The sequence below is a fragment of the Acidithiobacillus sp. HP-2 genome (genome assembly GCF_015100155.1).
Taxonomy (GTDB): Bacteria; Pseudomonadota; Gammaproteobacteria; order Acidithiobacillales; family Acidithiobacillaceae; genus Acidithiobacillus.
The window spans coordinates 37,467-63,360 of sequence record NZ_JACKZA010000017.1; the positions used below are offsets into that span (position 1 = coordinate 37,467).

The window sequence follows — 25,894 nt, forward strand, 5'->3', positions numbered from 1 at the left end:
ACAATAGGTTGCATCAAAAAATAATAGTGTATTTAACATTGCAAGACAAATCTGGCAAGACAAATCTGTATCCATGCGGTACCCGACTGCGCTTCCATAGATTTTGTCCAGCCACTTCTCTCTGGAAGTAGAAGCTGAACATGGGGTTCAGCGTTTTTTTTAACAGGAGAGTGTCATGGAAAATCAGAATCAGAAATTGTTTGGAGCCTTATTACAGGCTCAAAAGGCTTTCAGCGCCGTTCGCAAGGATGGCAAGAACCCGATGTACAAATCGCAATACGCGACCTTGGATTCCGTGCTGGATGCGGTTCGTCAGCCTTTGCTGGATGCGGGGATTCTGCTCATGCAGCCCCCGGTTGATACCGGTGAACGGTTAGAAAAGCCCTGCGCCACTGTAAGAACCACTTTGATTCATGCTGAATCGGGTGAATCGCTGGAAGTGGTGACAAGCATCCCCTTGGCCAAGAACGACGCACAGGGTTACGGCAGCGCAGTAACATACGCCCGCCGCTATGCGCTTATGGGTCTTTTGGGCATCGCTCCAGAAGATGATGACGGTAATGCCGCATCTTCTTCTGCTGGCAATGCAGGTCGTCAGCAGGTTCAACGGCCACGTCAGCAGCAGAATCAGCAGGCTGCGGCAACATCTTCCGAGAAAAAGGAAGCTGCCAAAGCTGGTCCATCGCTGGAATCAGCCTTGGAAAAGGTCAAGAAGTCTCCAGTCGAAAAACTGGACTTCGCAGAACAGTGGTGCCGGATGAATTTCACCGGCGATGATTTGAAGGCCTTGGAAAAGGCCATCGCTGAACGGCGCTCTGCTGCTGCTTAATTTTACTCTACCCCACCCCAACGCTTCGGCTTTGGGGTTTTTCTTTGCCATTTTCCCCTCGACTGCGCTTCCATACTTTTTGTCCAGCCACTTATTTGCGGAATTCATCCGAAAAGGAGTGGCCTAATGGCTATCGTCATGTGCGGTTGCGTGATCGCGGGTTTCAGCATTTATGCTGGGATTCGCGGTTCACTCCTCCGCTCCGGTATCGTCTGATACTGGATCCCCTGCTGCATTTGGCAAGCCGGGGAGCACGTCACCCCTGGGAACAGAAGGTAATAAGCTGGAACTCAGCTTGTTATCACGACAAAACACCTACCCCAACGCTTCGGCTTTGGGGTTTTTCTTTGCCTGCCATTCCATACTTTTTGTCCAGCCACTTATCTCCGGAAGTAGAAGCTGAACATGGGGTTCAGCAGTTTTTTTCAATTAAGGAGAAATGTTATGAACAACGGAGAGATGATTATCAGTGCATCTGTGGCGGAAATGATTGAGAGCCGGAACCAGATTCAGGCTAAAATTCTGGGCGCGTTCCAAACGCTGTCCGAAGCCATTTCTACTGAGTTGGCGGTTACTTCCAAGAAATACTCTATTCTTGAGAGTTTTTTGGCTGGAGGAAGGTGGCACTCTGCATCACTGAAGGATCCTGAAGACACCATGGTTCTCGCCATGCAGCAGGTTGACGCCGGATTCTGGGATGCCTTGATGGAAAAGTCAGGTATCCGGGCATTTATGTCTGCGGCAAAGCGAGATCAGTGGCGCGATCTAATCTCTGAAGGCAAAACCCCGCCTTTCGAGATGGATTCCATCAAATCAACCTTCGCGGATCTCTATGAGAAACGCGCTGACATGATGGAGGAGGGGATGATTGATCTCTTCCGGCGGCTCTCCTGGAATTACAAGACGAACAATCCTGTAAAGATGGAGAAAAAACTGATTGTTGAGCGTGTCCTTAATTCTTACGGCATGGTCAACAACAGTGTCGCCAACGAACTGGATGATCTGGTGCGGATTCTTTCCGTCTATGACGGGAAGCCTATTCCGGAACATCGGCACGGCATGTATGCCGTTATCTCGGATGCGATGGCCCAGCAGGATTCCGTTGTGGATACGGAATACTTCACGATGAAGGTCTATAAGAAAGGCTCTGGTCATATCGTTTTCAAAGATAAGGCTATGCCGCTTCTTGGCCAGTGCAACCGGGTGATCGCCAGGGCGTTCCCCGGCGCACTTCCCGCCGCCAGTGGCCGCAAGGCTGCATAGGGGGTGTGTCATGATTCATATCAGAATAGGTGTCAGAGAAGATAAGTGCCGTAGTGTTTACGGCATTTTATATTCTGAAGAGGGGAAGCTGGATGGGGCATCTGCCATGGATGCCGCATCATTCTGGTGTGGGATCCTCGACGGAAACGCCAATATCCGGGCACACACCAGTAACGAGGTCATCGCCCGGTACCGATCTCGCGTACTGGAACCTGACGCTGAGTACCGGGAAGTCTGCAACGTAAAGCTGGAACCCGTAGGGAATCTCAGCTACTACGAGATGGCCAAGAAGATTACGACCTATCTCCAGAAAGGTCACAACAAAACTTCCAGTCCGGAAAAGGTGTTGACGGGTTTTCCGAAGTTTATGGCTACGATGAGCATATCACCCGTTCATATTTTGGGATGCGAGAATGATTATGGCCTTGCACCCGAAACACCCGAATCCGCGCCGGATTTAAGGGCTGCTTTGAGAAGTATTCAGGGATCCTGTCCCTGGGCTTTCTAACCTTTTCCCACCCCACGCCTTGTGCCTGGGGTTTTTCTTTGTCCTTTGCCTGCCCATCCATAGATTTTGTCCAGCCTCTTGTTGTTGGTACTCACTCAAACTCAAGGAGATTGGTCATGAATGTCATTACATTGGAACAAAATACGTCAGAATGGTTGGATTGGAGAAAGGGCGGTCTGGGTGGATCCGATGCGCCCATTATCATGGGGGTTTCACCATTCAAAAAGCCCTATACCCTGTTTACAGAAAAAACGGGCATCACTAAACCGGCAACACCCCATCCCGCCGCAGCCGCAGCTATGCAGCGCGGGCATGATCTGGAACCGGTTGCTCGTGATCTGGTCTGCAGCATCACCAAGGAGTTTTTTTCTCCTATTTGTGGCGAACACGAGAATCACTCTTGGATGCGGCTGTCTGCAGATGGGATCTCTATGGATGGCAGTACGCTCCTGGAGATTAAATGCCCCGGACAAAAGGACTGGGAAGTAGCCCAATCCGGAAAGGTTCCAGAAAAGTATGTGGGCCAAATCCAGCACGCTTTTGCAGTGAGCGGGGCAGAAAAGCTGTTGTATGCCACTTATCGACCTGAAGAAGCGGAAAATCCGATCATCCTTGAGGTTTTCCCCGATAAGGATTACCAGCAACGCTTAATCGAGCGAGAGCAGGCCTTTTGGCAGGCTGTCCAGGCGGAAGACTGGACCATCTTTGATGGGTTGGTGTCAGACGCATTGCCATCCGGCTTTGCCGAGGCTGCTGCGGAATGGGTCGATTTTCAGGAGATGATGGAGAGTTTCAAGGCCAATGAGAAGAAATTGCGCGAAAAGCTCTTGTCATTTCTTCCCAAAACCGGAGAAGGCTGTATCAAAGGGGCAGGGATTGAAGTCTCCCGCAAAAATACGAAGGGATCCGTCGATTATCCCCGATTGTTAAAAGATCTGGATGTTACAGAATCCGTTGTGGATAGCTACCGCAAGGCGGATAGCACACGCGAGACTGTCCGCAAAGCATCCTGATACCTACCTTACCCCAACCCCGCGCTTCGGCCTGGGGTTTTTCTTTGGGTGCCATCCCATAGATTTTGTCCAGCCTCTTTTGTTTGGAAATCACACTCGACACAAGGAGATTCACTATGATGGTGAACGTCAAAATTGCCCAAGCAGCTAATAGTCCCACCAAAAAGGTCTGGGGCGCGTTAATCCCCAATATAAAAGAGGACACAAAAGATGCAGCCATTTTTTACGGCCCATCTACAAAGGGCGGCGGTTCGATCTATACCAAGCCGCGTGTCACTGCCGTCGATATGTATTATAAGAAACTCAGCGGCGAATATGCCGAAATTTATTCGGCACAGTTTGACACGGATGTACCGCTGGAGAGTGCAGCCAAGGACATTCTACGGGCCTTGCAGTTTGGAAACTTTGATATGATTATCAGAAGCCTCCAGTGGAAGGATCCGAAGCCTGATCCTGTTCCCGTGCAGCCCAAAAAGCCCATCCCGGACATTGCAGCATCTATCCGTCAAATCCCCTGCGGATGCGACTGGTCGTTCTGACTTTCCCCAACCCCATTGCTTCGGCATTGGGGTTTTTCTTTGGGTGCGATCCTAGCGCAGAACAACGGCGGTCCCGTAGGCTGTTACCTCGATGAACTCTTCTTCCTCGCCGCCGCCCATGGAGGATGCGCTGAATCGGAAGCTGACTACGGCATTGGCTCCGGCCTGTTCCGCCTGGGCGATCATGGCTGCAACTGCCCCCTGATTGGCGGACATCACCAGCTTTTCATACCCTCCCATTTTGCCGCCTGCAATGGCGCGTATCTTCCCCAGAAAATTGCCCATTTCGCTGCGCGAACGCACGGCCACACCGAAAACGGCTCCTAGTGTCTGTTCCACGGATTTCCCGGCAATTACCGGGTCGGTAACGATTAGCATGATACCCCCTTAACTTTGGCCTGTTTGTGCTTCCTGTTCGTCCAGTGCCTTGAGCATTCCCTTGAGCGTGATCAGCTCTTTCAAGGTGTAAGGAACAGGTCGCGGGAACCGTTCCGCACAAGCCTGCAAATCTGGTGTGCAGCCTTCTGGCAAATGGGCCAGGGTGAATTTCAGTAGGTCTTCACCTTTCTGTGCTACGGGTTTCTCTGTGGGCTTTTCGGCAGGTTTTCTTTCCTGCGGTCGCTCTTGCAGCGGCATCTTGGACGCTTCAGGATGTGCCTGTTCTGCCGGTTTTTTTACAGAATACGGTAATTCCTGTGTTCCTGGTGATGGTTTTCTCCTTACCCAAGGAAGATAAGCATCCACATCGGCAAGCCCGCTATTAACGGCATTAAGGACGGCAATTTTAACCATCATGGTGCGATATTTGTCCGGTATAGACTCGTACCAGTCTTTAAGATATTGATCATCACGTCCAAGCGAAAAGGTAATTCGATTGCTTTTCAAGGCTACCCCCTTTATGCCCGAACATTGCGGATGTTCCAGAATCCTTCGCAGATGCGCCGAAATCCCTCAGCTACGGCATATCTTGGATCTTCTACCAGCTCCGCCTGTGGCCAGTATTTTCCCAACCCGTCGAACATCAATTCGGCTCCACCGCCTGCTACCAGGATTTTCTCCAGCTTTCGTCCAGAGTCCCCGAACTTGCTGGATACGGCATCAAAAATCTCCGATGAAAGTGCCTGCAATGCGATCTTGTTGTAAGGCGATGTATCTATCTGCTTGCCGTTATACTGAATCGTTCCTTTCCAGAGCGCGTCATCAGCATCCAGATAGTCCACCTTGTACCCATCTTCCCGCAGTTTCTTGAGGACCATATTGGCTGCGCCACTCATTCCACGGGAAGATCCTGCTGCATCTTCAATCCAGCGCCCATCGAGCATGGCCATGGAGTCGGTGGTGTACCTGCCGATAGCTACCACACCCAGATTCTTGGTCACGTCCTCTCGCATCATCCCGTTTTCATCCAGGATGTACCGTGAGGAAACCCCGCTGGGTTCCTGATAGACCCTGACTTCAGCATCCGTGCATGTGGACACGATGTTCCGCATTTTCAGGCTTTGTTCCCGAAAAATAGAAGGCGGCAGTCCTGTTGCAATGCTGTCAATCTTGCCAGCGTCTTCTTTCACAATGTTGATGGCACCCTGAACAAGCGCCTGGAACTCCGGCATATCCAGCCATCTGTCATGCAAACCTGCGACCTTGATGGATCCGGACTCGTGTATGGCGGTTTCCCCAATGTAATACGGATTGCCATTGACCGGGACCATTTCCTTGGCCGCCTGTTCGGAAGCGGTACTGTCACTGATGGTCATCGCGGGAATCGCTACTGAGGGGAACATCATTTTTTTGGTGGACCCGTCCTTACTGCGCCAAGCGAACTTTACCGCCGAGTGACCCACATCAATTCCTACGCACGTCATAACTCCTCCTTTCTTAATAAAACAAGTTTTACACTATAAAAAACTACAAGGCGCAACAAGTGCAAAAGCACACGTCATCCCAAATCGACACCGACTAGCACCGACAAACACCCAACAACACCAGTCAGCACCAACCAACAACAAAACGCAACAATAGTGGAAACCAAAACTGCTGCATGGCTCACTGTAGCGCACCGAGTGTAACCGGACAACACCCGATTACACCGAAATTCACTGACACACACTAATATAGTGTAATAAAACGCAACTGATTGCACCGATAATCACTGACTAGCACCGACAAGCACCGGCAAGCACCGAGAAGATGAAATATGCACAGCAAAACACCGAAAAAAAACCGCAAGACTGCGCCTCTAACCTTATATTATCATTGCTGCGCCAAGTTCTCGTTTACGGTTCAAAAACATGCCAAAAATCTCCAAAACCACCATTCCGGATGAAATCGCCGCTGTCGTGGATCTTCCCGAAACATCCACCCGCGCTCCGATTCCAGCCGGAAGCGACCAAAATATGACGCAATATCTCCATACCCAGCTCACACGGACAATCCGCCTGTTAGGTGAGATCGACGAGACATTGGCGCTTCATGGCCGGATATTGGACAGTTACCAGCCCAAGAGTAACGAAAAGATCGGATTGTTCTGGGATCGTCGGGAAGGCCGTATGAACGGTGCGCTGCAGCCCTTGATGGTTCGCTGGCTCATGCGCCACTTTTCCGGTGGATACCGCTGGTTTTATACGGTTCTGCCGTTAAAGGGGCTTTCCCGCAAAGCAAAGAGCAAAGGCGGGTGGGGGCTCGGTGTTGAGCAAACGCGGGAATCTCTTGTCCGGATGCAAGATTTGATTGAGCACCGCCGTTTGATTGTGCATCAGTGGAATTACCTGGCCAGGTCACTGACGCAGGCAGAAAGCTATGCCTGCGATCTGAAGATCGAGCGTGCATCCTTGCGCGATGCGATACCCAAAGGTCCGTTCTACGCGCAATCCCTGAAATACAACCGCCCTGCAGAATAGCAGACAAAGAAAAACCCCAAGCCAAAGGCGAGGGGTTGGGGTAAGGATAATTAAACTTGCGTGAGATGCGCCGAGAAAACCTTGCGAAGATCGTTATGAATCCGCGCACGATCCTGCTCTGTCGTTTCCTTTGGAGATGCGCCATTACGCATTTCGGCTAGATCTTCAGGGCTGGGGTAGTCCTCTGCAATGGCGGGATCCACCAGATCTACAAAGAGTCGGGTGATGGCCATAGACAGAAGTCTTTGGTCTGTTTCCCACGGATATTTAGCCCTGATTTCGGCAAGCATCTGCTTCATGCTCTGCACCTCACCATCGGTAAAGCCAGATACCAGAAAGTCCACTGGTAGCCCTCCAAAAACATAAGATTTCATTGATCATACTCCTCTTGATTGAACAATCCAGCCGCCTTACAAGCCCTGAACAGCGCATAAACCAGTTTGGGTGAAAACCTGATATTGCTGTTTTCGCAGAATTTATCTGACGGCAACCATTCAGTTTTCCCCAGGTTGAATCGGGTTGGCCTTTTCAGCTTCGCCCTTCTTAAATCTTCTGAATTATCAATTAACAATTCATATTCGAGTGGACTCGAATCAATGTGACTGGACGTTCCTAGTGCCGCCAAAAAGAGGCCTTTGTCTTCATCCACACTTAACACCAGGCAATAATGACTGGTTTTCATCCTGTTCGTGATAGTTGTGGGGAATGGGCCATAGACCACATCCCCAGACTGCATCTTCTTCAGATCCATGGCCAAGTCTCTCCAGTTGTCGGAATACCAACAACAAGTGGCTGGACAAAATCTATGGAAGCGCAGGCAAAGAAAAACCCCAAAGCCTAAGCTGTGGGGTGGGGGAGAGTTAAAAATCACGCAGCAGCAGCCGCACACTGAACTTCCGCAACAGCGGCAACCTTCTGAGCGAGATCCCAGAAATACTCTTCCTTGGCCGAATTTCTAGCCGCATTCAGAGTCTTGGGATCCTTAATGCCCGCTGCTTTTAATGCCTCAACTGCAGCCATCACCTTTTCATTAGCAATCTTGAAGTGTGGCTTGGTAGCCTTCACCTCATGGCCATCTGCATCCTTAACTGACGCCTTGAAATTGATGAACTTGCGTCCATCAGCCCGTTCCTCTTCGACCGGAAAGGCCGATATGGATATGTTGGATCCCAGACCCAACTGCATGACGGCAGAACCGAGTTTTGGGACGAGGCTTTCACCAAACTCTGTCCCAACATCCAAAGAGAGGATTGTGACGGTGCCACTCTCATCAGCCAGATGCACCCGGACCTTATGGTACTCATTTCCAGAGCTATCTTTTGTTTCCTTGGTGGAAACGCCGATGAGATTGCCAGAGAACTTGAACTGGAAGGGTGCTTTCGCATCCTTGAGCTTGGCGCGAATCATTTTCGCGTTGTCCTCGGAATACCCCTTCTTCCAAGACGGATCACCAATTACTGACTTGGCCGCAGCCAAAGCCTTACTGGTTGCCTCGTCATTGACGAGGACAAAACAACCTGCGACCGTATTATGTTGATACATAGCACTTCTCCTTATTAAGAAAAAAGAATCCGAACGGGATGTTCGATGATTTCCGCAAATAAGTGGGTGGACAAAAAGTATGGAAAGGCAGTCGCTTGATTCCCCCCGGCGTATCCGCTATTTTTGATACAGGCCAAAGAGCATCCCCCTCACGTTGGGATGTGATCTCCTTCCCTGCCTTGGGGTTTTCTTAAATCTTCGGCCCGTCAAGGACAGTCAGTTCCGGGTTCCGTTGCAAGGGCTGGCTGTGAGTAAAGATTCCCCTCACTGTTCGAGGGCAGCGGACGCCCGCCCAAGTGTGAACAGAGGGCTTTAATTTTGCGCGATGCCCAAAGAAAAACCCCAATGCCGAAGCAGAGGGGTGGGGTTGATCTGATCGCTTGTGGCGATGTCTTAATGTTAGTGCCGAGACAGCAGATACAGCAGCCCGCCACCAACAACAAAGCCAATAACCGTCATCGTAATTTCGTATGTTAAGGACATATCACCCTCTTAGTGCTTGTTGCTTTTTTTTGGTCAACAGGTAGAAAAATCCCCAGATTAAAACAAAACCACCAACGGATAGGATTCCTGAATACCAGAGCATTACACTCTCCTTGCCAAGCCAGATCAGTGCTTGTTGCCTTTCCGGGTCAACAGGTAAATCAGTGTCCCGGATATGGCAAGCCCACTACACGAAACGATTAAACCATACCAATCCAGTGATGACATATTATCCTCTCAGTGTTTGTTGCCTTTTCGGGTCAACAGGTAGAAAGAAACTGCCAGGACCACAAACCCGATAGAGAGCATGATCACGTTATACAAGATCAACATCTTAGCATCCTCCTTTGCCGAGGATCATATACCCAATCACCTCAAATCCGGCCCATTCCAACAAGCACAATCCGACGGTCAGGTTTATGACAAGATCAACACCTTTGTCAGACAGGATAGCATGTACATCTGGCCCTGCCACCGCCGCAAAAAAAGCAATTCCGGCAATCCGGAAGCTGCCTGCCAGATGCTTCGCCTGCTCGCAACCTGGTTTCCAACCACTTAGATCGAAGCTCATACAGATTCCTCCTTAATCGCACGCGCATACTTGCAAAAACGTGCTTTCAACATTATTCCCCTTGCTATTGCTGGCATCCTTCGGTCTGTTTTCTGATCGAAGTACACCATTTTCGGGTTCAGTGCTGTAATCAGCACCTTACGGTCCATGCTCCGATCTTCTGGGTACATCTTATTTGCCAGCATGTACCAGTCACCGACTTTTAGTTCCACTGACGATTTCATACAGCCTCCTTGCGGTTTCCTGTGATTATCTCCAACCACTCCGTCGCAGTGATGGTGAGATTGGCGATGGGCTTCTTATCCACCCTGAACGGCACAAAAGCACCGACAGGCCCGTAAGAACTACCAACCCGAAAGAACCGGACACCATCACTCAGGAACCGGCATTCTGCCTGGTCTAACAGCTCCCCCGTCACCGCACGCCCTATGACTACCGGACGTGTGACCAAAATGCCGGCTTCCCCGTCTATGGTCACAGTCCCCACATCCAGTCCGGAATCCGGCAAAACATAAGGATCCCCTACGGACTCTCTCCGGCCTTCCCGAAGATCGTTGACAGCCTTCCGAAACACCCAGGCTTTCTCCTGTGCCCAGGCCAGATAATCCGCTTCGGAAATATCTTCGATAGGCGGGGTAAGTGGGGCTATTAGGTTCAGTTTGTCCTGACACCAGCGACGGATTGCCGCCAGATTGTTGCCCTTGTCGATCATGGTAATGATGTCCTGAGCTTTAATCATCTCGTCGCCATCGGTCACGACCAGCTCCTCGGTCTTGCCGCCCTTACGAAAACGCGAAAACATAGTTTCCCCGCGATATTCGTAATATTCCGCAGAAGTCCGGTCATACGGGATTCCCAGAGTATCAAACTCACCGCAAACCCACGGAACACCATCTGTAGCTTCCTCTTCCGCAAAGGAAACGGTTTTGCTGTCTGCCAGTAACTCCAGGCGGGCATCATCAACTAGACCCGGAATGTACTTGCAGGCCCATTCGGGGAACACAACCTCACCATAAAACTTATCAGACATGGCACTCTCCTATTAAAAGACGCTGAACCCCATGTTCAGCTTCTACTTCCGGAGATAAGTGGCTGGACAAAAAGTATGGAATGGCAGTCGATGGACAAAGAAAAACCCCAATGCCGAAGCAAAGGGGTAGGGGAAAATCGAAAACGCCTGGGAAACTCAGGCAAAAGTACGGAACGCGCCGATCATGGCCGTGGCCGTGTTCTGCATTTCCCCGTGAGATACACGGTCCTTGGCGAAGCCGAAGCCCTGCAATGCCCCAATCAAGACATACCGGACTTCAATACCCTGATCCATCAGGGCATCGTCGATAGGCTTTGTTTTAGCCTCGTTTGCTCTGCCGTCGGTAAGGACCAGTAATAGCTTCCGGTCTGTTTCGGCCTCGCAGACAAGCTGCTTACCCGCCTCAGACATGGCCTTGGGAAGTTCCGTGTAACCACCCGCAACCACCAGCCAGGGATCTTTGGGAGACAGTGGCGCACTGGAGTACGTCCTTCCTGGGTAATATTCGTCATCAAACCAGGATACGGACCATTCGATCCCCAAAGCACTGAAAAGCTGTACCAGAGCAAAAGCCCCGGCATTTGCCCAGTAGTTGCTCTTTTCTTTTACATTCACAGCCCCCATGCTTCCGCTGGAATCCAGGAGGAGATGAACCGTCATGGACCGACTATCGCCGTCCACACGGTTCCTGAATACGCGCCCGGTAGTCTGGACGTTATACAGGGAGTTGGACACCACACCCGCTGTTCCGGTGCGGGATACCCATTCATCCTCTTGCGCCTTGGCCCAGAGTTTAGCTTCCAACGGACCTGCTACCTTACGGTAAACCCGTTTGGATTCACCCTTGGACAAATCCAAATATGAAGCAATGGGGCTTTCCTTGACCGGCTGGACAAGGTGCTTTTCTATGGGAACGTCAGTGCCATTTTTGGCAGCGGTAGAATCAGACGGTAGCATTTCTGCCAGATCCGTCTGATCCAGATCGTTGTCCTCGGATTCTGCAGCCTGTTTCGCTGCATTAGCATCCTTACCGGCCAGCAAGCGACATATTTCATCTGCTGCATACCAGGGAGCCTCTGGGTTGTTCGCAACCACAGCCTTGTCAGCAATGGCCACCATCCTATCCCAGAGATCAGGTCCAAAAGTTTTGATGGCCTTTTTCTCCCAGGCATCCGCGATGGCATCCAAAGCGTGCTGCCCCAGAAAATGCGCCCGATAATGAAACAGCAATCCGAACAAAACCAGATTACCCGGCTTCGTCTTCCGCGAAGGATTCCGAAACCAACCTTCACGAATGGCGAACGTCACCAGGGCGTCCAGAAACTTCCTGGAGCCGGGGTAACGCTTAAAACCCCTATGCTCTATCCGGGCATCCTCCAGAGCGTTCTGGAGGCGTTTTTTTAAGGGGGTATAGGTTATCCCTTCCGGCGGCAAACCTTTCAGTCTGCCACCGAGATAGGTATCCCGGATGTGGAAGCTCTCATGGCATACCAGGCCGAGTGTGACATCGGCCCGCTCTTCGTCTACCAAAACCGGAAGCACGGGGAGAACGACCTTTCTTCCATTCGTATATGCCGTGGACGCATTGGGGTCCACTTCGACCTGAATTCCGCCAAGGCTTTTGCCCAAGGCGGCGGCAACAATTTGTAGTGCTTTCATAAATCAACTCCTTGTTGAGTGTGAATACCGACAACAAGAGGCTGGACAAAATCTATGGATGAGCAGATGCAGGGGTTTTTGAAAAAAACAATCGAAAAACCATTCTCAGCTTCGAGCAGTTTATGGCAGTTTTTGTTAAATCTATGCTATCTAATGTGTTCCAGGTTGGGGTGAGTCGAATTTCGTTAATAGATTCATTACGTTAAAGACGATTTTTGGGCTTCTCTACATATAATCGGCTATATGTAGAGTTGGCGGGTTTTTGCCCAAAAGGGTTTGCTTCAGATGGACCGTTTGCGATGCTTGATAGAGATGGATCGTAGGTCTATAAAAGCGGGGTTAAGTTCGTGTTCCCTTGGGAGCATATATATTATTTTGATATAGCAATTAAAATAATTAATCAAAATGCTATCATAGTAAGCTATCATCTGCCGACCTGTGCAAGATGTGTTTGTTAAACAGCGTCTTTTTTCGCTATACATCAGCATCACGCTTTTACAGCACAATTTCGTGAAGAATAAATATTAACAAATTGATAGATAAAAATAATTTTCGGAATATGGAGCAGGTCATAGGTAAACCGTATTGACGCTGTTTTCTACTGAAAACTGACAAACCTCAGGGGCTTTTTGACACATACCCTCAACATGGAGCCATTTTATCATGATTAACCTTAAGTTTCACCAAGAATATAACGCTACACTAGCATGCAAAAATAATTTAATAATCATGAATTACGGAGTGTCTACGTGATGAATAAATTATACAGCAGGTAATATGATCAAGAGCGATACTGCATTAAAGTCAAAGCCGCTTCAGTATGAATCCATTTAAGTGTCGCTTCTCGATAAGCCCTCAAGGCATGAGGTACCTTATTCACAGTATTTTTTGCCTTTAAATCGCCATTATCTCGTGATAGTAATCGTTTTAAAAAATTATACCAATACTGAGTGCGGTTTTTCCAGAACCGTTCCTTTTTGTGGTAAATGGGTAACTTTATTTTAGTAATTTTATGTTCTTGCTGACTTTTTAAAGCATCTTGCTTGAGCTTCAGAAGGATGTTTTCCCGATCAATATCGAGCTGCTGATTCGCATGATGTACTGCACCCATGATGTCGATCGGCATGTTCAGGTACAAACCACCGATGATTGCCATTTTCGTTCTTCCCGCTGCAGGGTAGTAGGAGGGTCTCACAAAAAGCTTTAACTTTACATCAAGAAATCGTAACCAACCGAGTTTGCGCTGCCCATGATAATAGCGTATTAAACCTTCAATAGCCGGATGCAGGCGGAGCACGCTTGGTGGAATTCTGTGTGCATTTTCTTTTTTTAACTTTGGTCGCTTAGGGATAAATGAATGAAACTTGTGTCCTATAGTCTCGATCATCTTGTGTAAAGATATTTCTGTACGCATGCGTGCAAGATAAGTCGTTAGCCGCAACCTTTCAAGAATTCCATGAACACCTCCTGGAATTTTTTTATTACGTTTAAAAAATATTAAAACCTTTTTTAACTCTTTTGCTATCTTATAATTTTCCCAGTAGGTTACATATGACTTCTGAATATTCATTCTGATATTTCTTGACTCTGAGTCATATTTAGAAAGATTTTGGTAGTATGTGGGCTCGGCTTCTGCGGTAATGTGACGCAAATATTTATTTCCACCAAATAAATAATATTTAAAACCGAGTTTTGGTTTCATAATGTAGGCGCGTGGAATACCGTCATAGTTGAAGTGGGTATAATGACCAGCCTTTATTCTCCCTTGGAGAATGGGCGAGCTTTCTGCGTGTAAAATTTTAATTTCCTGCCGGGCTGCACGTACGTCATTTTCTTTCTCGCGCATTGCCGGTGACTGCTGCGCAATATTTTCTATTTGGCTTAATGTCATCACTTGCTTTCCATAAGCAGGATTCACATAAAATGTGGCTATACACAATAAGAACGATGATAACCACCATGTAAATTTAATTCTATCAATAGAAATGATTGTAGCCCTCCATTTCACGTTTGCAGGCAACTTTATGAACATTAAATCACAAACATCTATAACATTCCCAAAAAATATCCAGCGCCGCCCCAAAACGCAACCCATATGACTGCACCTAATATATTCCAGAGATAAAAATCCTGTAGTGTTGTTTCTGCGGATCCAGAGATATATCCTTGAAGCTGTCGCAACGGAACAATGAATCGGCCAAATAGCACCACTATGGAGCCATATTTATTCATGAAAGTATGCGTCTTATTTAGGCGTTCTGCTGTAATCCCTATCCATCGACCATGTTTTTTGACCCATTTGATACCGACTTTGTAACCTATGTAATAGGCGGTGAACCAACCGGCACTGGTCCCTATTATGCCGAGGGCAAATAATACTAGCGGATTAAAGGCACCTTGGCTGGCTACAAAACCTGCACCAATCAACAAGGTCTCCCCAGGTAAAAAAATGACACCGGCGCTTTCCAGGAACAATCCAGCCACGACTATGGCCAACCCATATTGATCTACCACACCCGAAGCCGAAACGACTGCGGCATGGAGATAGCTCAAAAAATAGCTGGAAACTGACATCAGGATTTGGGGTTCGTACGTGATAAGCGAACGGGTAACATTCTGGTCAGCGTATGATCGCGAAGCACGTAATGATGATAAAGTGCTGCCAGGCTATGAATAACGATTAAAAACGCCAGCGTCAACGCTACTGCTGCATGCCATTGCAATACAGTAGAAAAAGCAAAGTGGGGATCGGGGGTAATGGGAAGCGGCATATGCCATGCCAGAATCGTCAAGCCCTTACCCAGAAGCCCCATCATCCAGATACCGATGGCACACTCAACGATAATGAGCCCATAAAAAGCACCATGGACCATCTTGGCCCATAGCTGGTGACTTGGTTGTGCGCCTGCGCCTGATCTGCGTTCAGTAATGACCCGTACAATAAATAACGACAGCGTGAGCAATAAAATAAGCAGCCCAATCTCTTCATGCACCACAATGGCACTTGCCAGATGGTCTTGCAGCCAGGCTATACGTAAGTTTGCAGCACCCAATAGGCCCTGAAAAACAATCAGCACGGCGATCAACCAATGCAATACTTTAAAAAGGCTACTCTCCCCAGTGAACGACGTTTCTGCAATTTGTTCAACCTCATTGGGTGTCATTCATGCTCCTATTTAAATGTTTCATGCACATCAAACTAACGAATAGCATGCATCTGTTGCTTTAATGTGGGTAACCAGGAATTTTTTGAAAAACCAGGTTCACGAGAGAGCTTTTCTAATGCTTTTCGGGCTGCACCATGGTCCTTGTCTGGTAACCAGAGGGTCGCCTGCTTTTCTGATTTCAGAATGCTGCGATTCGCAACGCGGCGTCCATACCATTTTTCAACACCGGCAAAAAGTCCTTGTGGTGGATGTTCCGCAGCATGAAGCATGAGATGATAGATGTGTGGATGGCGTAAACTGGCAATGCCTACCAACCATAACCAGGATTGCTCTGCAGGGGCTAACCGTCTGAACCAGGTAGGCGCAGCGGCAACACATTCTGCCTTTTTGCCAACAATGGCTGTGAGGTAAGGCGCCTCTGGAATATGGGCGACACGCCTAATAGACTGAGGCTGGTCTATATACAGGGCAACCTTTTGCCTGGACCATGATTCTGCAGTGTGAGCCGAATTCTGCATGTCACGATTTGTGATGGCATGCTCCTTGAGATAGTCGCAAGCTGCTGTGGAATGCAAGAAGATATGTCCAGCAGCGGGCAAGGCCATTCCTTGCCCTCCTATCAGGGCAAGGATATACAGTAACTTGCGCGCCCTGTATGGATATTTTTTGCGGACCGTTTTCATTATTTTCCAATCGTTAGCAATGCTGGTGAATATACCAGATTTTATGAAGAGTTTTGTTCATCAGCTGGGTGTCATGCAGGGCGGTTTTCCAATGGCGCGCCTTCAACGCCAAAATGGTGTCATAACTGAGTCGTTCCGCCTTGTTTTTCATTATTTTTGTTTGATATTGAGGGTTTTGCGGAGCATGATCCTCATGGGCCATAGCATGAACTGACGTTAAACATAAAATACTTACGACAAGTGATTGAACTATTTTTTTGCGATTCATCTTTAAGCTCATGCAAATCTCCACACGGTTGCTGGCTTAGCCAGATTGAAATACTCTTGGGATAAGCACGCGGATCGCTTGAACCCCACGGAGATATGGATGATTGCATAGGCCTTGCGCGTCTGTTGTGCAGAAGAATAAGGGTAGGAAGAGGACCATCTTTTCGAATATCCTGAAATCTGTTGCGCACCCACATGAATAACTCGTTGCCTTCCCGTATTTTTCGCGCAGGATGTTGTCCTGGGGGTCCTGATCGGTATACAGTCTTCCCGGATATATTCCCGAATCTTCCGGACGAATCGCTTTGACGCCATAGAAGAACGTAATAAAGCTGGAAATTGTTGCTTTTTAAACCAACGTGCTGGATGGTTTTGCGCACGAGCTGCCGGTGATGCAGTGGCCAGACGAGCGTTGAGTTCATCGCTATCCTCAGCCAACGCGCCAATAGCGGTTTGCATCAGTGCAAACCAAGCTGGACTTATTTCATTGCGTTGGCCAACCTGTGCTTGTAGACCTCTTACGACCTGGCTTTCTACCCAATTCCGTTGGGCGGAAGACAATCCAAGTTTGTCCAGGTAATGTGTCGCAGCAATGGGTAGTCTGACAGTGTCGGTAGACGGGTCGTTACTGGGTCGAACTGGATGCAGAATATCGAAACTATCCGGGCTTCTATACATTATGCTGCCTCCTTTTGTGGAGCCAATAGATATAACCAGGTATCACTGAGCGTTTTCCCTTGTGAAGCCAGAAACAGGCTGATGTTACCGGGATGTTGTCTGGCCGGCAGAATTTGTGCGTTCACCTGCCATTGGTGCTTCAAGGGATTGAATCGCACTGACGAATGGAGAATATGCACCCCTGCTCCGACGGTAAAATGGGCGTGCATGGGGGTTTGTGCGGGGAGATGACCCAATCCATCTCCGGCGAAATCCACCACCAATGTCTTGGCGCCCTTCATGTGCGGATCGTTACCCAGAAAGGTAGCGACTGGATGCCCGCCAGATGGGAGCTGTTTGTCGTTCCGGAAAAACCGGATCTGGTAATGCACCCGCAGTGATTCACCCGGTCGCAGGGGTTTCGCGGGGACCCAAAAGGTCACCATGTTATCCGTATTACGGTTGTTTGTCGGCAACTCTACCAGCTCCACTTGTCCTTTCCCCCAGTGATTAAGCGGGTGAATCCAGACGCTGGGCCTTTTTTGATACTGTGTAATTAATCCTTCGTAGTTAGAAAAGCGGCGATCCTGTTGAAAGAGTCCGAAACCAATGGGGTTATTGAGAAGATAACGGGTCACCTGAATGTGCAGGGGGTTATTCAACGGTCTTGTGATCCATTGACCATCACGGGCCGCCATGATCAGATCGCTGGAATCATGTTGTTGAGGGTGCCAGTCCCCGGCTCTGATACCTCGACCACGACCATGCCAGTACATGCTTGAAAGCGGTGCAATTTCAAGCTGCTTGATTTTTTTGCGCGGATACAAAACGGCCCGTACGCGGATGCGTGTACTTTTCCCAGGGGTCACAGTAAAACGGTAGGCCCCGGTTATTACAGGGCTATTCAGCAGGGCATAAATGATCATGTGCCGCGCTCCTGGCTTGGGCCGTTGCAACCAGAACTCCTGGAAATAAGGAAAAATTTCACCAGAAGGTAAGGCTGTATCTATTCCAAGGCCTCTCGCTGAAGTTCCATAGACGGCCCCTTTGCCGACAGCACGGAAATAACTGGCACCGAGGAAAGACACAAACTCGTTGTGGTAAGGAGGAGTATCCAGTGGGTAAAGCAAAGAAAATCCTGCGTATCCTCCTTTACGCGGGAGTTGCGACTGACTAACTACCCCATGGGTAGCAAACAGCCTGGCACTGTAGGGCAGCGGAAAGGACTGTCCGTGCTGAATAACATTGATTTTTACCGGGTGGATAAAAGTATGTCCCACGGGATAGAAAGCGACTTCAAACGGTAAATCCTGCCCCTTCCAGAGGGGGTGTACGTCCAGAATCCGACCATATGCCTGTGGGCTCAGCCTGCGCAGATATTGGCCAGCGGAAATGGGGCGCGGTTTCCAAGCTCTGCGGGACAACTTTTGTGCAGATTTCTGGACATTTGCAAAGGAAAAAGGATCTGCAAATGCAGTAGAAACGCCTGAAAGCGCAAATATCGCACCTAATCCCAGCACAGCATAAGAGAAAAGCGGGTTTTTATTTTTTGAGACAAAAATAAACATAACAGAACTTCAGCAAATTCTATGCCAAATATATAATCACATGATTACCATGCTGTAAATGTTGAGCACAAAATATTTACTGCGGCTTATGTCGCTGTAGGGCTACGGTTATATTTTCAATTTTTGATCACAGTTTTTTCTTATATTAAAAAAATATAAAATAAAATCATCTATTTAATTATGATAATTGCTTATTTTATAAAAACATAACAATGTCGCCAGTAAGCGACATTTAAGCATTTAATCATGCCTGTTAGAAAGCAAAAGTTGTTAAACGGTATCACGCTTTTATCAATAAATATCTCTTAAAATCAATAAGTAATCACCTAATAGGTTGAAACTATTTCCTGAAACAGATCCGGCCATGGGTAAACTGGCGCGCTCTAAAATGAAGTGCAACACCTCTGGTCGAAGTCAGACGGAGGTGAGAGATGGCCAGAAAATACAGGCAATTGATGCCCGATCAACGAAACCAGATACAGCGTGGATTGAATCAGGGGCTGAGTATTCGTGGCATTGCCAGGCAGTTGGGCCGAAGCCCTAGCACGATCAGTCGGGAGATTCAGCGAGGTCGTGTGGAAGAGACCTATGACGCCGTATGCGCTCGGTAAGAAGCGCAGAGGCGCCGACGCAAGGGAGTCAGGAAGTTGACTGAAGGTTCGCCTTTAACCCTCGCGGTGACACACGCTATTCTGCAAAGGAAGTGGTCACCGGAGCAGATAGCGGGGAGGTTGCGGATGGACTATCCCGAAGACAAACAGTGGCACGTCTCTCATGAGACTATTTACCAGTTTATCTATGCCCACCCGGCGGGTGAACTGCGCAAGGCATTGATTGCAGGGCTGCGCAGAGGGCACAGCAAACGCAAGCCCCGCACACGAGGTAAAGACCGTCGTGGTGGAATCACGAACATGCGCTCGATCCGTGAGCGCCCGGAGGAAGCACAAGCTCGCGAAGTACCCGGTCACTGGGAAGGCGACCTGATCAAGGGGGCATTCAATGCCAGTGCTATTGGCACGTTAGTGGATCGTAGCAGTCGCTTCGTCATCCTCGCGCGAGTGGAGGATGCTACGGCAGAGGCGATTCTGGAAAGCTTTACGCGGCGTTTGCGTACGCTGCCCAAGAGCTTCCGGCAAACGCTCACCTATGATCAGGGTCGCGAAATGGCTCGGCATCAGGAACTGGAGCGAAATACGGGCATACGTGTTTATTTCGCTGACCCACATAGCCCCTGGCAGCGTCCGACCAATGAAAATACGAATGGCCTACTACGTCAGTATTTCCCCAAGGGCACGGACTTATCCGAATATTCACAACGGCGTTTGACTCAGGTAGCGGAGGAACTCAATAATCGGCTCAGGAAATCCTTGGGATTCCGAACTCCAGCCGAAGTGATGGCACAGCAAATCAGGCAGTTAAACAGCGGTGTTGCACTTCAAACTTGAAACCGCCACTGATTTGACATTTTCTGCTAAAAACTGATAAATCCCCGGTGCTGTTTGACAGACCTATATAAAGGTGGTCAAGGGTGGAGCATCCTGAAAAAGAAAACCATCTCTTTGAGCTATCTATGGATTTTTACGAGATCGAATTGTACAGTACTTGACGTACGTTTTTGTTCCATTGGACTTTAACCCCATGTGCTACTGGATCATCCATTCAACCATCAGATCACTAGCCCAAGTGATATCTTGGTCGATAATTTTCGGGTGTCTTGTCGCGGACGAGTTATTCCGGACGCTATCATCTGGTTCGTCCACGGTGTGTCAAAGACGAACTAAAAGATACCACTATGGTGGCAAATGGGAATTTCCGCGAAAATCAGCCATACCGCAGGTAAAGTACGCACGCTTTTCTAGGCGCACCTATGACTGATGATAATAGCAGCAGGTCAGAGGGCGCTCACATGCCGCATCGGACGGATGGTCCAACATGGTGGTTCCCGCTCTTGTGCGGCGTGGGTTTTGGTGGACGATTAAGCTACGAAATGATCCGTAGTCCCCTGACCGCCCTCTATGCTTGGCATTTGGGGGCGCCAACGGCGGTGATCGGTCTGCTCGTTGCGGCAGCAACCATCACCGGGATTTTTGTCAAGCTGCCTGCGGGTAGCCTGACAAATCAATTTGGATTTAGGCAGTTGATGCTGGCCGGAATGATGGTGACCGCAATCGGGCCGTTTTTGTATCTGCTGGTGTGGTTTTGGCCGCAATTGTTAGCCGTTCGTTTTTTTAATGGCCTATCCACGGCGCTTTACGCCCCCGCCGCATCTGCGAAGGTAGCCAAGTCCTTTCCGTCGCAGCGTGGGCACAGGCTCGGTTTTTACGGAGCAGCCGAAAATGCCGGGGTCGTATTGGGACCGATCATTGCCGCAGCTACGATTGCACATTTGGGTTTTGCGGCGGCCTTCATCGTCTCAGGATGCATTGGCCTTCTTGCGCTTTTAGCAATTCTCCCTTTTCCACGGGATGCGCCGATTCATGATGGTCGGCGGACTACCGGTGAAGTTCTCCACGTAGCCGTTCAAGGTGTGCGCCAGATCATCGGCGACCCGGCTATTCGTCTGGTGAGTCTGATAGAAGCTGCCCTCTATTTCGGCGTAGGTACGATGCAGGCATATCTGCCTCTGTACGCACTGAATCAGCATGTCTCCATCCTGAATATCGGCTTCTTATTTGGTGCTCAGGGGATAGCGTCGATTTTCTTCCGTCCCGTCTTTGGAAGGGCCTCTGACCACGTTGGGAGAAAACCTTTTATCGTGGCAGGGATCGGACTATGTGCAACGGTAATGGCAACCATCCCCTATATGGGACAACTCCTGCCATTACTTGCCCTGAGCACGTTATTTGGATTAGGCACGGCTATGGTTACACCGGCGACGACGGCGATGATAGGAGATATCGTCAGAAACCAGGATTTCGGTGCGGCCATGGGCGTATTTGGTAGTCTATGGGATGTGGGGCATGCCAGTGGTCCATTAATGGCAGGTGTTTTTATCGCATGGATGGGTTACCGCATCGGGTTTCTGATAATCGCCTGCGTCATGGTCACTGCTCTGGTTATATTCCTTTGTGGCAACTGGAAAAATCCGCAAGATAATGATGGTATTATCAGTTAACTCTAATTCGATAATTGATTCTGCGTGTGTTCATTAAGGAACACTATTGTTGTTATAAAAACAACCGTTTATTAGCGTTTGACGAACTCCGTTTTGTATTGTTAGCGTACTGTCGTCGTGGAGGATTCCACGTACTACGGTCAATATCTATTTGACTACTTTCTATCGATTTTTTAGATGGAGGATCTTAATGCAAGACTCAAATTCGAGATTAATGATGGGCCTTGGTGTATTCGCCTTAGGTGTTTCTATGGCTTTTGCGAGTTCCATGACCCCTGCCAATGCGGCGACCCCAGGATATCAACCACAGGGACAGTCATCCTCACACGCCATGCAGCATGGCGCCTCTTCCTCTGCCCAGCCTTACAGAGGACAGTCATCAGCCAGTGCGGCAACCCCGAGATACCAGCCTCAGGGACAACCCTCTTCACCGGCCATGCAACACGGTTCTTCTGCTGCCAGCCCTCCTTATGGCGGACAGTCATCGGCAGGTGCGGCGACTCCGGCATACCATTCTCAGGGACAGTCACACTCATACTCCATGCAGCATGGGGCCTCAGCCTCTGCTCAATCCCCCGAAGGCCAACCAGCGACTCAATCGAATCCGAATCAACCGCCAGCCAAAACATCATAACCATAAGGTACTGGATGGTCTTGTCTCCGCAAGATCATCCGCAAACGTAATTTATACTTATCGTAGAATCCGTTGCGCATGAATTGCCGTATCTAGGAATGATGATTACCCATAGATCACGCCAGCATGCTTATCTACACGGGTGGTGGTAAAAAAACAAATATTAATGTGGTATATCAGTTTTCTGTTAAATTACAGAAGAGATTTCCTATAAACATTAACGTGTTTTCTGGCTCCATGTTGAATATGCGCAACACTCATATTTTGACCAGTTTAAATACTTGTTAAATTTGATTCACCTATTTGACAATACAGATTATCTGTTGTTACCGTAAAAACGCTTGTGCAATTTTACTCAAGCAATTACGAGCATAATCCATGCTCTTTTCTTTTACCCAAAAGGGAGATGAACTATTGAAAAGCATTCAGACTAACGTAATCACGGCACTCGGAATATTCGTGTTTAGCACATCCGTTGCTTTTGCAAGCATGAGCAGCCCCATGTCCACCACTCAACCCCAACCGTCCTCACCGGCAATGCAGAACGGTGCGTCTACACCGCCTATGGCTTCCGGAGCGCCGCAAGCGGGAGCGCAATCTGGCTCCCAGCCAATGATGCCCTCTGCACCTCAGGCGGGCCCTGCGGTGAGTAACGCTGAAATCATGCATTTTGCTTCTGCTCTGCGAGCAATCGAGCCCCTGGATTCCAAAATGCGTACGGAAGCCATGCAAAAAGGCGTAAGCAAAGCCAAGCAAAAAGCACTTGCACAGACCTATGCAAAGGATGTTCACGGCATTCTGGCCAAAAATGACCTCTCCGCAAGCAGTTATGAGATGCTCATGAGAAAAGCCCATAGCGATCCACAGTTCGCTCAAAAGGTCGAGGCCGCTATCAAGTCTGGTGCATAGTCGCACTACCTTGATTGGTAAATCATGGAACGTCAGGGATACCATTCACGGCATCTCTGACGGTTATTTTCGGCCCTATTCTATCTTTTATCCAAAATCTTAATGAAAAACATTTTAACACTCTCTTTTTTGTTGCTTTTTACTGTTATCGGAATGTCTGGATGTTCCTTCGGACCTAGCCATCAGGATGTACGTCGGGCACTCAAAAAAGCAGATATTATCCGCGCCATTAAAGACAACAACATGGACATGAATATTACCAAGAGTCAGATGCAGCATATTGATCAGGAAGTCAAAGAAACAAAAATCAATCAGTGCAGACATTTGCACGGTCTGATTTATCGATGCTCCATGATCAGTAACGGTCAAATTCAGATGATCGAAGTCGGGAAACCGGGCGGAAGCCATTGGGAGGTCATTAACAATAATCATCTGAACTAACCCAGTCATGGCAGCGTGTTTTGAGATCGTGGCGACGATGGGCTGAGACCTGAATCGTTAAGCGTCCACTATGCCTGTTGCATTGCTACGTAAAACGAAGGAAAGCGTCAATTATGGCCCTCTGTTTGGGGTCCCTTTATGCATACTGCAGAACCAAAACTCCTAAGGAGAGTCCTATGGCGAATAGTCGCCCGAAAACCCTGTTGAAACGCCCGAAACTACTGATTACTGCTGTTGTCGCTGCGTGCTTTGGTTTTACCCTGGGCGCCACCGAATGGGCACAGGCCGATGCCACCTCTACGGCACCTGCCTTATCCATCCACACCAACACCGCACCCCAACAGGCGCTGGTTGCCCTCCCGGACTTTACCCCCATTATTGATCGCTATGGTCCGGCAGTGGTGAACATCAGCAGCACCACCAACAAAGTCATCCACCAACAGCACAACCCGTTTCCGCCAAATTCTCCTTTTTACCAGTTTTTTCAGCACTTCGGCGCACCCGGACAAGCCGGTCCCAGCCATCAGCAGCACGAAAAAATTCAATCACTGGGTTCCGGATTCATCATCAGCCCGGATGGTTACATTGTCACCGCCGGTCACGTAGTACGGGGTGCCAATCATATTGTCGTCACGCTGACCAATCATCATGCCTATCCCGCCAAACTGATCGGACTTTCAGTGCGCTACGACACCGCCCTGCTGAAAATTGATGCCAAGGATCTGCCCACTGTCCCTATCGGCAATTCTGATCATCTGAAAGTCGGACAGTGGTTGCTGGCTGTAGGTGCGCCCTTCGGTTTTTACAATACCGTCACCCAGGGGGTAGTCAGCGCCATGAACCGGCCGTTGCCTGATGACGAATACATCCCTTTCATCCAGAGCGACGTGCCCATTAATCCTGGCAATTCCGGTGGTCCGCTCTTTAACATGAAGGGCCAGGTAATCGGCATCAATGATCAGATATACACCAACAGCGGCGGATACATGGGCTTGTCTTTCTCCATCCCCATCAATACCGTCATGCGCGTGGTGCAGGACTTCAAGGACCATAAACCCATTCAGTTCGGGTACCTGGGTGTCGAAGTGCAGGATGTCACCCCGCAAATGGCGCAAGCCCTGCATCTTCAGGAACCGGTCGGCGCCCTCGTGGCTTCGGTGATGCCGGGCAGCCCCGCTGCCAAGGCTGGCATCCAGCCCGGTGAAGTCATTGTGACTTATGACAGCAAACCGATTTACAACATCAGCCAACTGCCGCCCATGGTCGGCAACACGGTTCCCGGCACCCATGCCAGCGTGGGCATCCTTCATCATGGCGTCGCGGAAACCAAAAATGTTCTGGTCACCGCCCTGCCGAAAAACATGGACGAGCAGCCCGGCAGTACCCAACCGGCAGCGCCTGCAAAGACCCTGAAAATCAGTCGGATGGATATTCATGTTCAAAATCTGACTCCAGATATTGAAAAACAGCTGGATGTTCACCATGGTGTGGTGGTGGTAGGCGTCAGTGAAGGCCCTGCCGCTGAAGCAGGCCTGATGCCCGGAATGATCATTCAGCAGATCAATCAGCAGGATGTCCAAAATGTCAGCGAGCTGGCGCACATTGTCGCCGGGTTACCAAAAGACCAACCCATTCCCATGTTGGTCCGTCAGGGTAAAGCCAGCATCTATGTGGTCATTACGCTCGCAAAGAAATAATTCACGGTGCATCAGTACGCGTGTTGTCCCCAAAACCATAATGGACAACGCAGTTAGGGGATTTTAGTTTTTTGCATCGAGTCACAGCTGGCGGAAGAGGAAGTCCATCTCATCCATTCATTCTGGAACAGAACCTGGTACGAATTATTTAATTGCTTTAATCGGTGCATCACTTTGGTATAAAATCTCTATTCCAGATTAATAGCTTCTGGGTATTCCAGCCTGTAGTGACATTGTGAATACCCTTTTGTCCTTATTTCCAGGCTTTTCGCTTTGATCTAAGGATGGCGTTAATCCTATCAAGAACTTTTGACATACTGGGTAGACAAGCTGATTTGCCACCTTGCTACCAGTTTCATGAGAGAGAAAATAAGGAACGTCAATGAACACAGCTGTCTTCAACCGCACTTCCGGAAATGCAC

Annotated in this window: 28 protein-coding genes and 1 pseudogene; 11 read left to right on the top strand and 18 right to left on the bottom strand. The window is 49.0% G+C overall.

The features are described from left to right. Positions 1 to 175: 175 nt before the first annotated feature. The 5 genes from H7F11_RS13295 to H7F11_RS13315 all read left to right on the top strand — a co-directional run bounded on the left by H7F11_RS13295 (position 176) and on the right by H7F11_RS13315 (position 4,152). Positions 176 to 829: an ERF family protein gene (locus H7F11_RS13295; protein ID WP_193650484.1), complete on the top strand. Its 654-nt coding sequence runs from the start codon at positions 176 to 178 to the stop codon at positions 827 to 829. A gap of 444 nt (positions 830 to 1,273) precedes the next feature. Beyond that, a complete protein-coding gene (locus H7F11_RS13300) occupies positions 1,274 to 2,092 on the top strand; it encodes a DUF4942 domain-containing protein (protein WP_193650483.1) in 819 nt (272 codons plus the stop codon). Between the two features lie 10 nt (positions 2,093 to 2,102). Then, positions 2,103 to 2,600 carry a hypothetical protein gene (locus H7F11_RS13305; protein WP_193650482.1) on the top strand — a complete coding sequence of 166 codons (498 nt, stop codon included), beginning with the start codon at positions 2,103 to 2,105 and terminating at the stop codon, positions 2,598 to 2,600. A 116-nt stretch (positions 2,601 to 2,716) separates the two neighbouring features. Then, positions 2,717 to 3,613 (top strand): lambda-exonuclease family protein, encoded by an 897-nt coding sequence (locus H7F11_RS13310; RefSeq protein ID WP_193650481.1) that lies wholly within the window; start codon positions 2,717 to 2,719, stop codon positions 3,611 to 3,613. A gap of 116 nt (positions 3,614 to 3,729) precedes the next feature. After that, positions 3,730 to 4,152: a hypothetical protein gene (locus H7F11_RS13315; protein WP_193650480.1), complete on the top strand. Its 423-nt coding sequence runs from the start codon at positions 3,730 to 3,732 to the stop codon at positions 4,150 to 4,152. A 51-nt stretch (positions 4,153 to 4,203) separates the two neighbouring features. Here H7F11_RS13315 and H7F11_RS13320 read toward each other — a convergent pair whose 3' ends face one another. From H7F11_RS13320 to H7F11_RS13330, 3 genes are read right to left on the bottom strand one after another with little or no spacing between them, the layout of a single operon-like run. Next, entirely contained in the window at positions 4,204 to 4,530 is a 327-nt protein-coding gene (locus tag H7F11_RS13320) for a YbjQ family protein (RefSeq protein ID WP_193650479.1), read from the bottom strand. A gap of 9 nt (positions 4,531 to 4,539) precedes the next feature. Next, positions 4,540 to 5,037, bottom strand: coding sequence for a hypothetical protein (locus H7F11_RS13325; protein WP_193650478.1), 498 nt, complete (start codon positions 5,035 to 5,037; stop codon positions 4,540 to 4,542). An 11-nt stretch (positions 5,038 to 5,048) separates the two neighbouring features. Next, entirely contained in the window at positions 5,049 to 6,014 is a 966-nt protein-coding gene (locus tag H7F11_RS13330) for a ParM/StbA family protein (RefSeq protein ID WP_193650477.1), read from the bottom strand. 426 nt (positions 6,015 to 6,440) lie between these two features. On the opposite strand from H7F11_RS13330, the gene H7F11_RS13335 reads away from it, so the two are divergent. Further along, positions 6,441 to 7,049 (top strand): hypothetical protein, encoded by a 609-nt coding sequence (locus tag H7F11_RS13335; protein WP_193650476.1) that lies wholly within the window; start codon positions 6,441 to 6,443, stop codon positions 7,047 to 7,049. A 50-nt stretch (positions 7,050 to 7,099) separates the two neighbouring features. Here the strand turns inward: H7F11_RS13335 and H7F11_RS13340 are convergent, their stop codons facing one another. The 14 genes from H7F11_RS13340 to H7F11_RS13405 form a co-directional block, all read right to left on the bottom strand. Next, positions 7,100 to 7,423 carry a hypothetical protein gene (locus H7F11_RS13340; RefSeq protein ID WP_193650475.1) on the bottom strand — a complete coding sequence of 108 codons (324 nt, stop codon included), beginning with the start codon at positions 7,421 to 7,423 and terminating at the stop codon, positions 7,100 to 7,102. Then, positions 7,420 to 7,800: a hypothetical protein gene (locus H7F11_RS13345; RefSeq protein ID WP_193650474.1), complete on the bottom strand. Its 381-nt coding sequence runs from the start codon at positions 7,798 to 7,800 to the stop codon at positions 7,420 to 7,422. Before H7F11_RS13345 ends, H7F11_RS13340 begins: the two co-directional genes overlap by 4 nt. A gap of 116 nt (positions 7,801 to 7,916) precedes the next feature. Further along, positions 7,917 to 8,591: a hypothetical protein gene (locus H7F11_RS13350; RefSeq protein WP_193650473.1), complete on the bottom strand. Its 675-nt coding sequence runs from the start codon at positions 8,589 to 8,591 to the stop codon at positions 7,917 to 7,919. Positions 8,592 to 9,408: 817 nt separating this feature from the next. After that, positions 9,409 to 9,645: a hypothetical protein gene (locus H7F11_RS13355; protein WP_193650472.1), complete on the bottom strand. Its 237-nt coding sequence runs from the start codon at positions 9,643 to 9,645 to the stop codon at positions 9,409 to 9,411. Continuing rightward, a complete protein-coding gene (locus H7F11_RS13360; protein ID WP_193650471.1) occupies positions 9,642 to 9,869 on the bottom strand; it encodes a hypothetical protein in 228 nt (75 codons plus the stop codon). Before H7F11_RS13360 ends, H7F11_RS13355 begins: the two co-directional genes overlap by 4 nt. Continuing rightward, on the bottom strand, positions 9,866 to 10,675 hold the full coding sequence (locus H7F11_RS13365) for a hypothetical protein (protein ID WP_193650470.1): 810 nt from the start codon (positions 10,673 to 10,675) through the stop codon (positions 9,866 to 9,868). Before H7F11_RS13365 ends, H7F11_RS13360 begins: the two co-directional genes overlap by 4 nt. A gap of 156 nt (positions 10,676 to 10,831) precedes the next feature. Beyond that, on the bottom strand, positions 10,832 to 12,334 hold the full coding sequence (locus tag H7F11_RS13370) for a hypothetical protein (protein WP_193650469.1): 1,503 nt from the start codon (positions 12,332 to 12,334) through the stop codon (positions 10,832 to 10,834). Positions 12,335 to 13,115: 781 nt separating this feature from the next. Continuing rightward, positions 13,116 to 14,429: a TolC family protein gene (locus H7F11_RS13375; protein ID WP_193650468.1), complete on the bottom strand. Its 1,314-nt coding sequence runs from the start codon at positions 14,427 to 14,429 to the stop codon at positions 13,116 to 13,118. Beyond that, positions 14,381 to 14,908, bottom strand: a complete 528-nt coding sequence (locus tag H7F11_RS13380) for a DedA family protein (protein WP_010636697.1) — start codon at positions 14,906 to 14,908, stop codon at positions 14,381 to 14,383. Before H7F11_RS13380 ends, H7F11_RS13375 begins: the two co-directional genes overlap by 49 nt. Continuing rightward, positions 14,908 to 15,498, bottom strand: a complete 591-nt coding sequence (locus H7F11_RS13385; RefSeq protein WP_193650467.1) for a cytochrome b — start codon at positions 15,496 to 15,498, stop codon at positions 14,908 to 14,910. Before H7F11_RS13385 ends, H7F11_RS13380 begins: the two co-directional genes overlap by 1 nt. A 35-nt stretch (positions 15,499 to 15,533) precedes the next feature. Beyond that, positions 15,534 to 16,106: a hypothetical protein gene (locus tag H7F11_RS13390; RefSeq protein WP_193650466.1), complete on the bottom strand. Its 573-nt coding sequence runs from the start codon at positions 16,104 to 16,106 to the stop codon at positions 15,534 to 15,536. 91 nt (positions 16,107 to 16,197) lie between these two features. Next, the gene (locus H7F11_RS13395) at positions 16,198 to 16,452 is read right to left on the bottom strand and encodes a hypothetical protein (RefSeq protein WP_193650465.1); all 255 of its coding nucleotides are present in this window, start codon (positions 16,450 to 16,452) and stop codon (positions 16,198 to 16,200) included. Between the two features lie 8 nt (positions 16,453 to 16,460). After that, positions 16,461 to 17,129: a hypothetical protein gene (locus H7F11_RS13400; protein WP_193650464.1), complete on the bottom strand. Its 669-nt coding sequence runs from the start codon at positions 17,127 to 17,129 to the stop codon at positions 16,461 to 16,463. Then, positions 17,129 to 18,676 carry a glucan biosynthesis protein gene (locus H7F11_RS13405; protein WP_193650463.1) on the bottom strand — a complete coding sequence of 516 codons (1,548 nt, stop codon included), beginning with the start codon at positions 18,674 to 18,676 and terminating at the stop codon, positions 17,129 to 17,131. The genes H7F11_RS13400 and H7F11_RS13405 overlap by 1 nt, the downstream gene beginning before the upstream one ends. Positions 18,677 to 19,107: 431 nt before the next feature. Between H7F11_RS13405 and H7F11_RS13410 the strand changes: the two are divergent. From H7F11_RS13410 to H7F11_RS13430, 5 genes and pseudogenes are all read left to right on the top strand, one after another. Next, positions 19,108 to 20,121: pseudogene (locus tag H7F11_RS13410) on the top strand (IS30-like element ISCARN114 family transposase). A 422-nt stretch (positions 20,122 to 20,543) separates the two neighbouring features. After that, entirely contained in the window at positions 20,544 to 21,791 is a 1,248-nt protein-coding gene (locus H7F11_RS13415; RefSeq protein ID WP_193650462.1) for an MFS transporter, read from the top strand. A 1,012-nt stretch (positions 21,792 to 22,803) separates the two neighbouring features. Further along, positions 22,804 to 23,334, top strand: a complete 531-nt coding sequence (locus H7F11_RS13420; protein WP_193658188.1) for a DUF4168 domain-containing protein — start codon at positions 22,804 to 22,806, stop codon at positions 23,332 to 23,334. A 153-nt stretch (positions 23,335 to 23,487) separates the two neighbouring features. Further along, on the top strand, positions 23,488 to 23,775 hold the full coding sequence (locus H7F11_RS13425) for a hypothetical protein (RefSeq protein WP_227485500.1): 288 nt from the start codon (positions 23,488 to 23,490) through the stop codon (positions 23,773 to 23,775). 176 nt (positions 23,776 to 23,951) lie between these two features. Further along, on the top strand, positions 23,952 to 25,472 hold the full coding sequence (locus H7F11_RS13430; RefSeq protein ID WP_193658192.1) for a Do family serine endopeptidase: 1,521 nt from the start codon (positions 23,952 to 23,954) through the stop codon (positions 25,470 to 25,472). Between the two features lie 198 nt (positions 25,473 to 25,670). Here H7F11_RS13430 and H7F11_RS16805 read toward each other — a convergent pair. After that, positions 25,671 to 25,894: hypothetical protein (locus tag H7F11_RS16805; RefSeq protein WP_227485501.1), on the bottom strand; the 224-nt coding region annotated here is incomplete at its 5' end.

Coding starts and splice junctions, on each gene's coding strand:
- H7F11_RS13310 (WP_193650481.1), top strand. CDS start 2,717: ATGAATGTCATTACATTGGAACAAAATACGTCAGAATGGTTGGATTGG.
- H7F11_RS13370 (WP_193650469.1), bottom strand. CDS start 12,334: ATGAAAGCACTACAAATTGTTGCCGCCGCCTTGGGCAAAAGCCTTGGC.
- H7F11_RS13375 (WP_193650468.1), bottom strand. CDS start 14,429: ATGGGTTGCGTTTTGGGGCGGCGCTGGATATTTTTTGGGAATGTTATA.
- H7F11_RS13340 (WP_193650475.1), bottom strand. CDS start 7,423: ATGAAATCTTATGTTTTTGGAGGGCTACCAGTGGACTTTCTGGTATCT.
- H7F11_RS13405 (WP_193650463.1), bottom strand. CDS start 18,676: ATGTTTATTTTTGTCTCAAAAAATAAAAACCCGCTTTTCTCTTATGCT.
- H7F11_RS13335 (WP_193650476.1), top strand. CDS start 6,441: ATGCCAAAAATCTCCAAAACCACCATTCCGGATGAAATCGCCGCTGTC.
- H7F11_RS13355 (WP_193650472.1), bottom strand. CDS start 9,645: ATGAGCTTCGATCTAAGTGGTTGGAAACCAGGTTGCGAGCAGGCGAAG.
- H7F11_RS13395 (WP_193650465.1), bottom strand. CDS start 16,452: ATGAATCGCAAAAAAATAGTTCAATCACTTGTCGTAAGTATTTTATGT.
- H7F11_RS13320 (WP_193650479.1), bottom strand. CDS start 4,530: ATGCTAATCGTTACCGACCCGGTAATTGCCGGGAAATCCGTGGAACAG.
- H7F11_RS13420 (WP_193658188.1), top strand. CDS start 22,804: ATGCTCTTTTCTTTTACCCAAAAGGGAGATGAACTATTGAAAAGCATT.
- H7F11_RS13390 (WP_193650466.1), bottom strand. CDS start 16,106: ATGGCCTTGCCCGCTGCTGGACATATCTTCTTGCATTCCACAGCAGCT.
- H7F11_RS13415 (WP_193650462.1), top strand. CDS start 20,544: ATGACTGATGATAATAGCAGCAGGTCAGAGGGCGCTCACATGCCGCAT.
- H7F11_RS13345 (WP_193650474.1), bottom strand. CDS start 7,800: ATGGATCTGAAGAAGATGCAGTCTGGGGATGTGGTCTATGGCCCATTC.
- H7F11_RS13400 (WP_193650464.1), bottom strand. CDS start 17,129: ATGTATAGAAGCCCGGATAGTTTCGATATTCTGCATCCAGTTCGACCC.
- H7F11_RS13295 (WP_193650484.1), top strand. CDS start 176: ATGGAAAATCAGAATCAGAAATTGTTTGGAGCCTTATTACAGGCTCAA.
- H7F11_RS13380 (WP_010636697.1), bottom strand. CDS start 14,908: ATGTCAGTTTCCAGCTATTTTTTGAGCTATCTCCATGCCGCAGTCGTT.
- H7F11_RS13360 (WP_193650471.1), bottom strand. CDS start 9,869: ATGAAATCGTCAGTGGAACTAAAAGTCGGTGACTGGTACATGCTGGCA.
- H7F11_RS13385 (WP_193650467.1), bottom strand. CDS start 15,498: ATGACACCCAATGAGGTTGAACAAATTGCAGAAACGTCGTTCACTGGG.
- H7F11_RS13430 (WP_193658192.1), top strand. CDS start 23,952: ATGGCGAATAGTCGCCCGAAAACCCTGTTGAAACGCCCGAAACTACTG.
- H7F11_RS13365 (WP_193650470.1), bottom strand. CDS start 10,675: ATGTCTGATAAGTTTTATGGTGAGGTTGTGTTCCCCGAATGGGCCTGC.
- H7F11_RS13300 (WP_193650483.1), top strand. CDS start 1,274: ATGAACAACGGAGAGATGATTATCAGTGCATCTGTGGCGGAAATGATT.
- H7F11_RS13315 (WP_193650480.1), top strand. CDS start 3,730: ATGATGGTGAACGTCAAAATTGCCCAAGCAGCTAATAGTCCCACCAAA.
- H7F11_RS13305 (WP_193650482.1), top strand. CDS start 2,103: ATGATTCATATCAGAATAGGTGTCAGAGAAGATAAGTGCCGTAGTGTT.
- H7F11_RS13330 (WP_193650477.1), bottom strand. CDS start 6,014: ATGACGTGCGTAGGAATTGATGTGGGTCACTCGGCGGTAAAGTTCGCT.
- H7F11_RS13425 (WP_227485500.1), top strand. CDS start 23,488: ATGTCTGGATGTTCCTTCGGACCTAGCCATCAGGATGTACGTCGGGCA.
- H7F11_RS13350 (WP_193650473.1), bottom strand. CDS start 8,591: ATGTATCAACATAATACGGTCGCAGGTTGTTTTGTCCTCGTCAATGAC.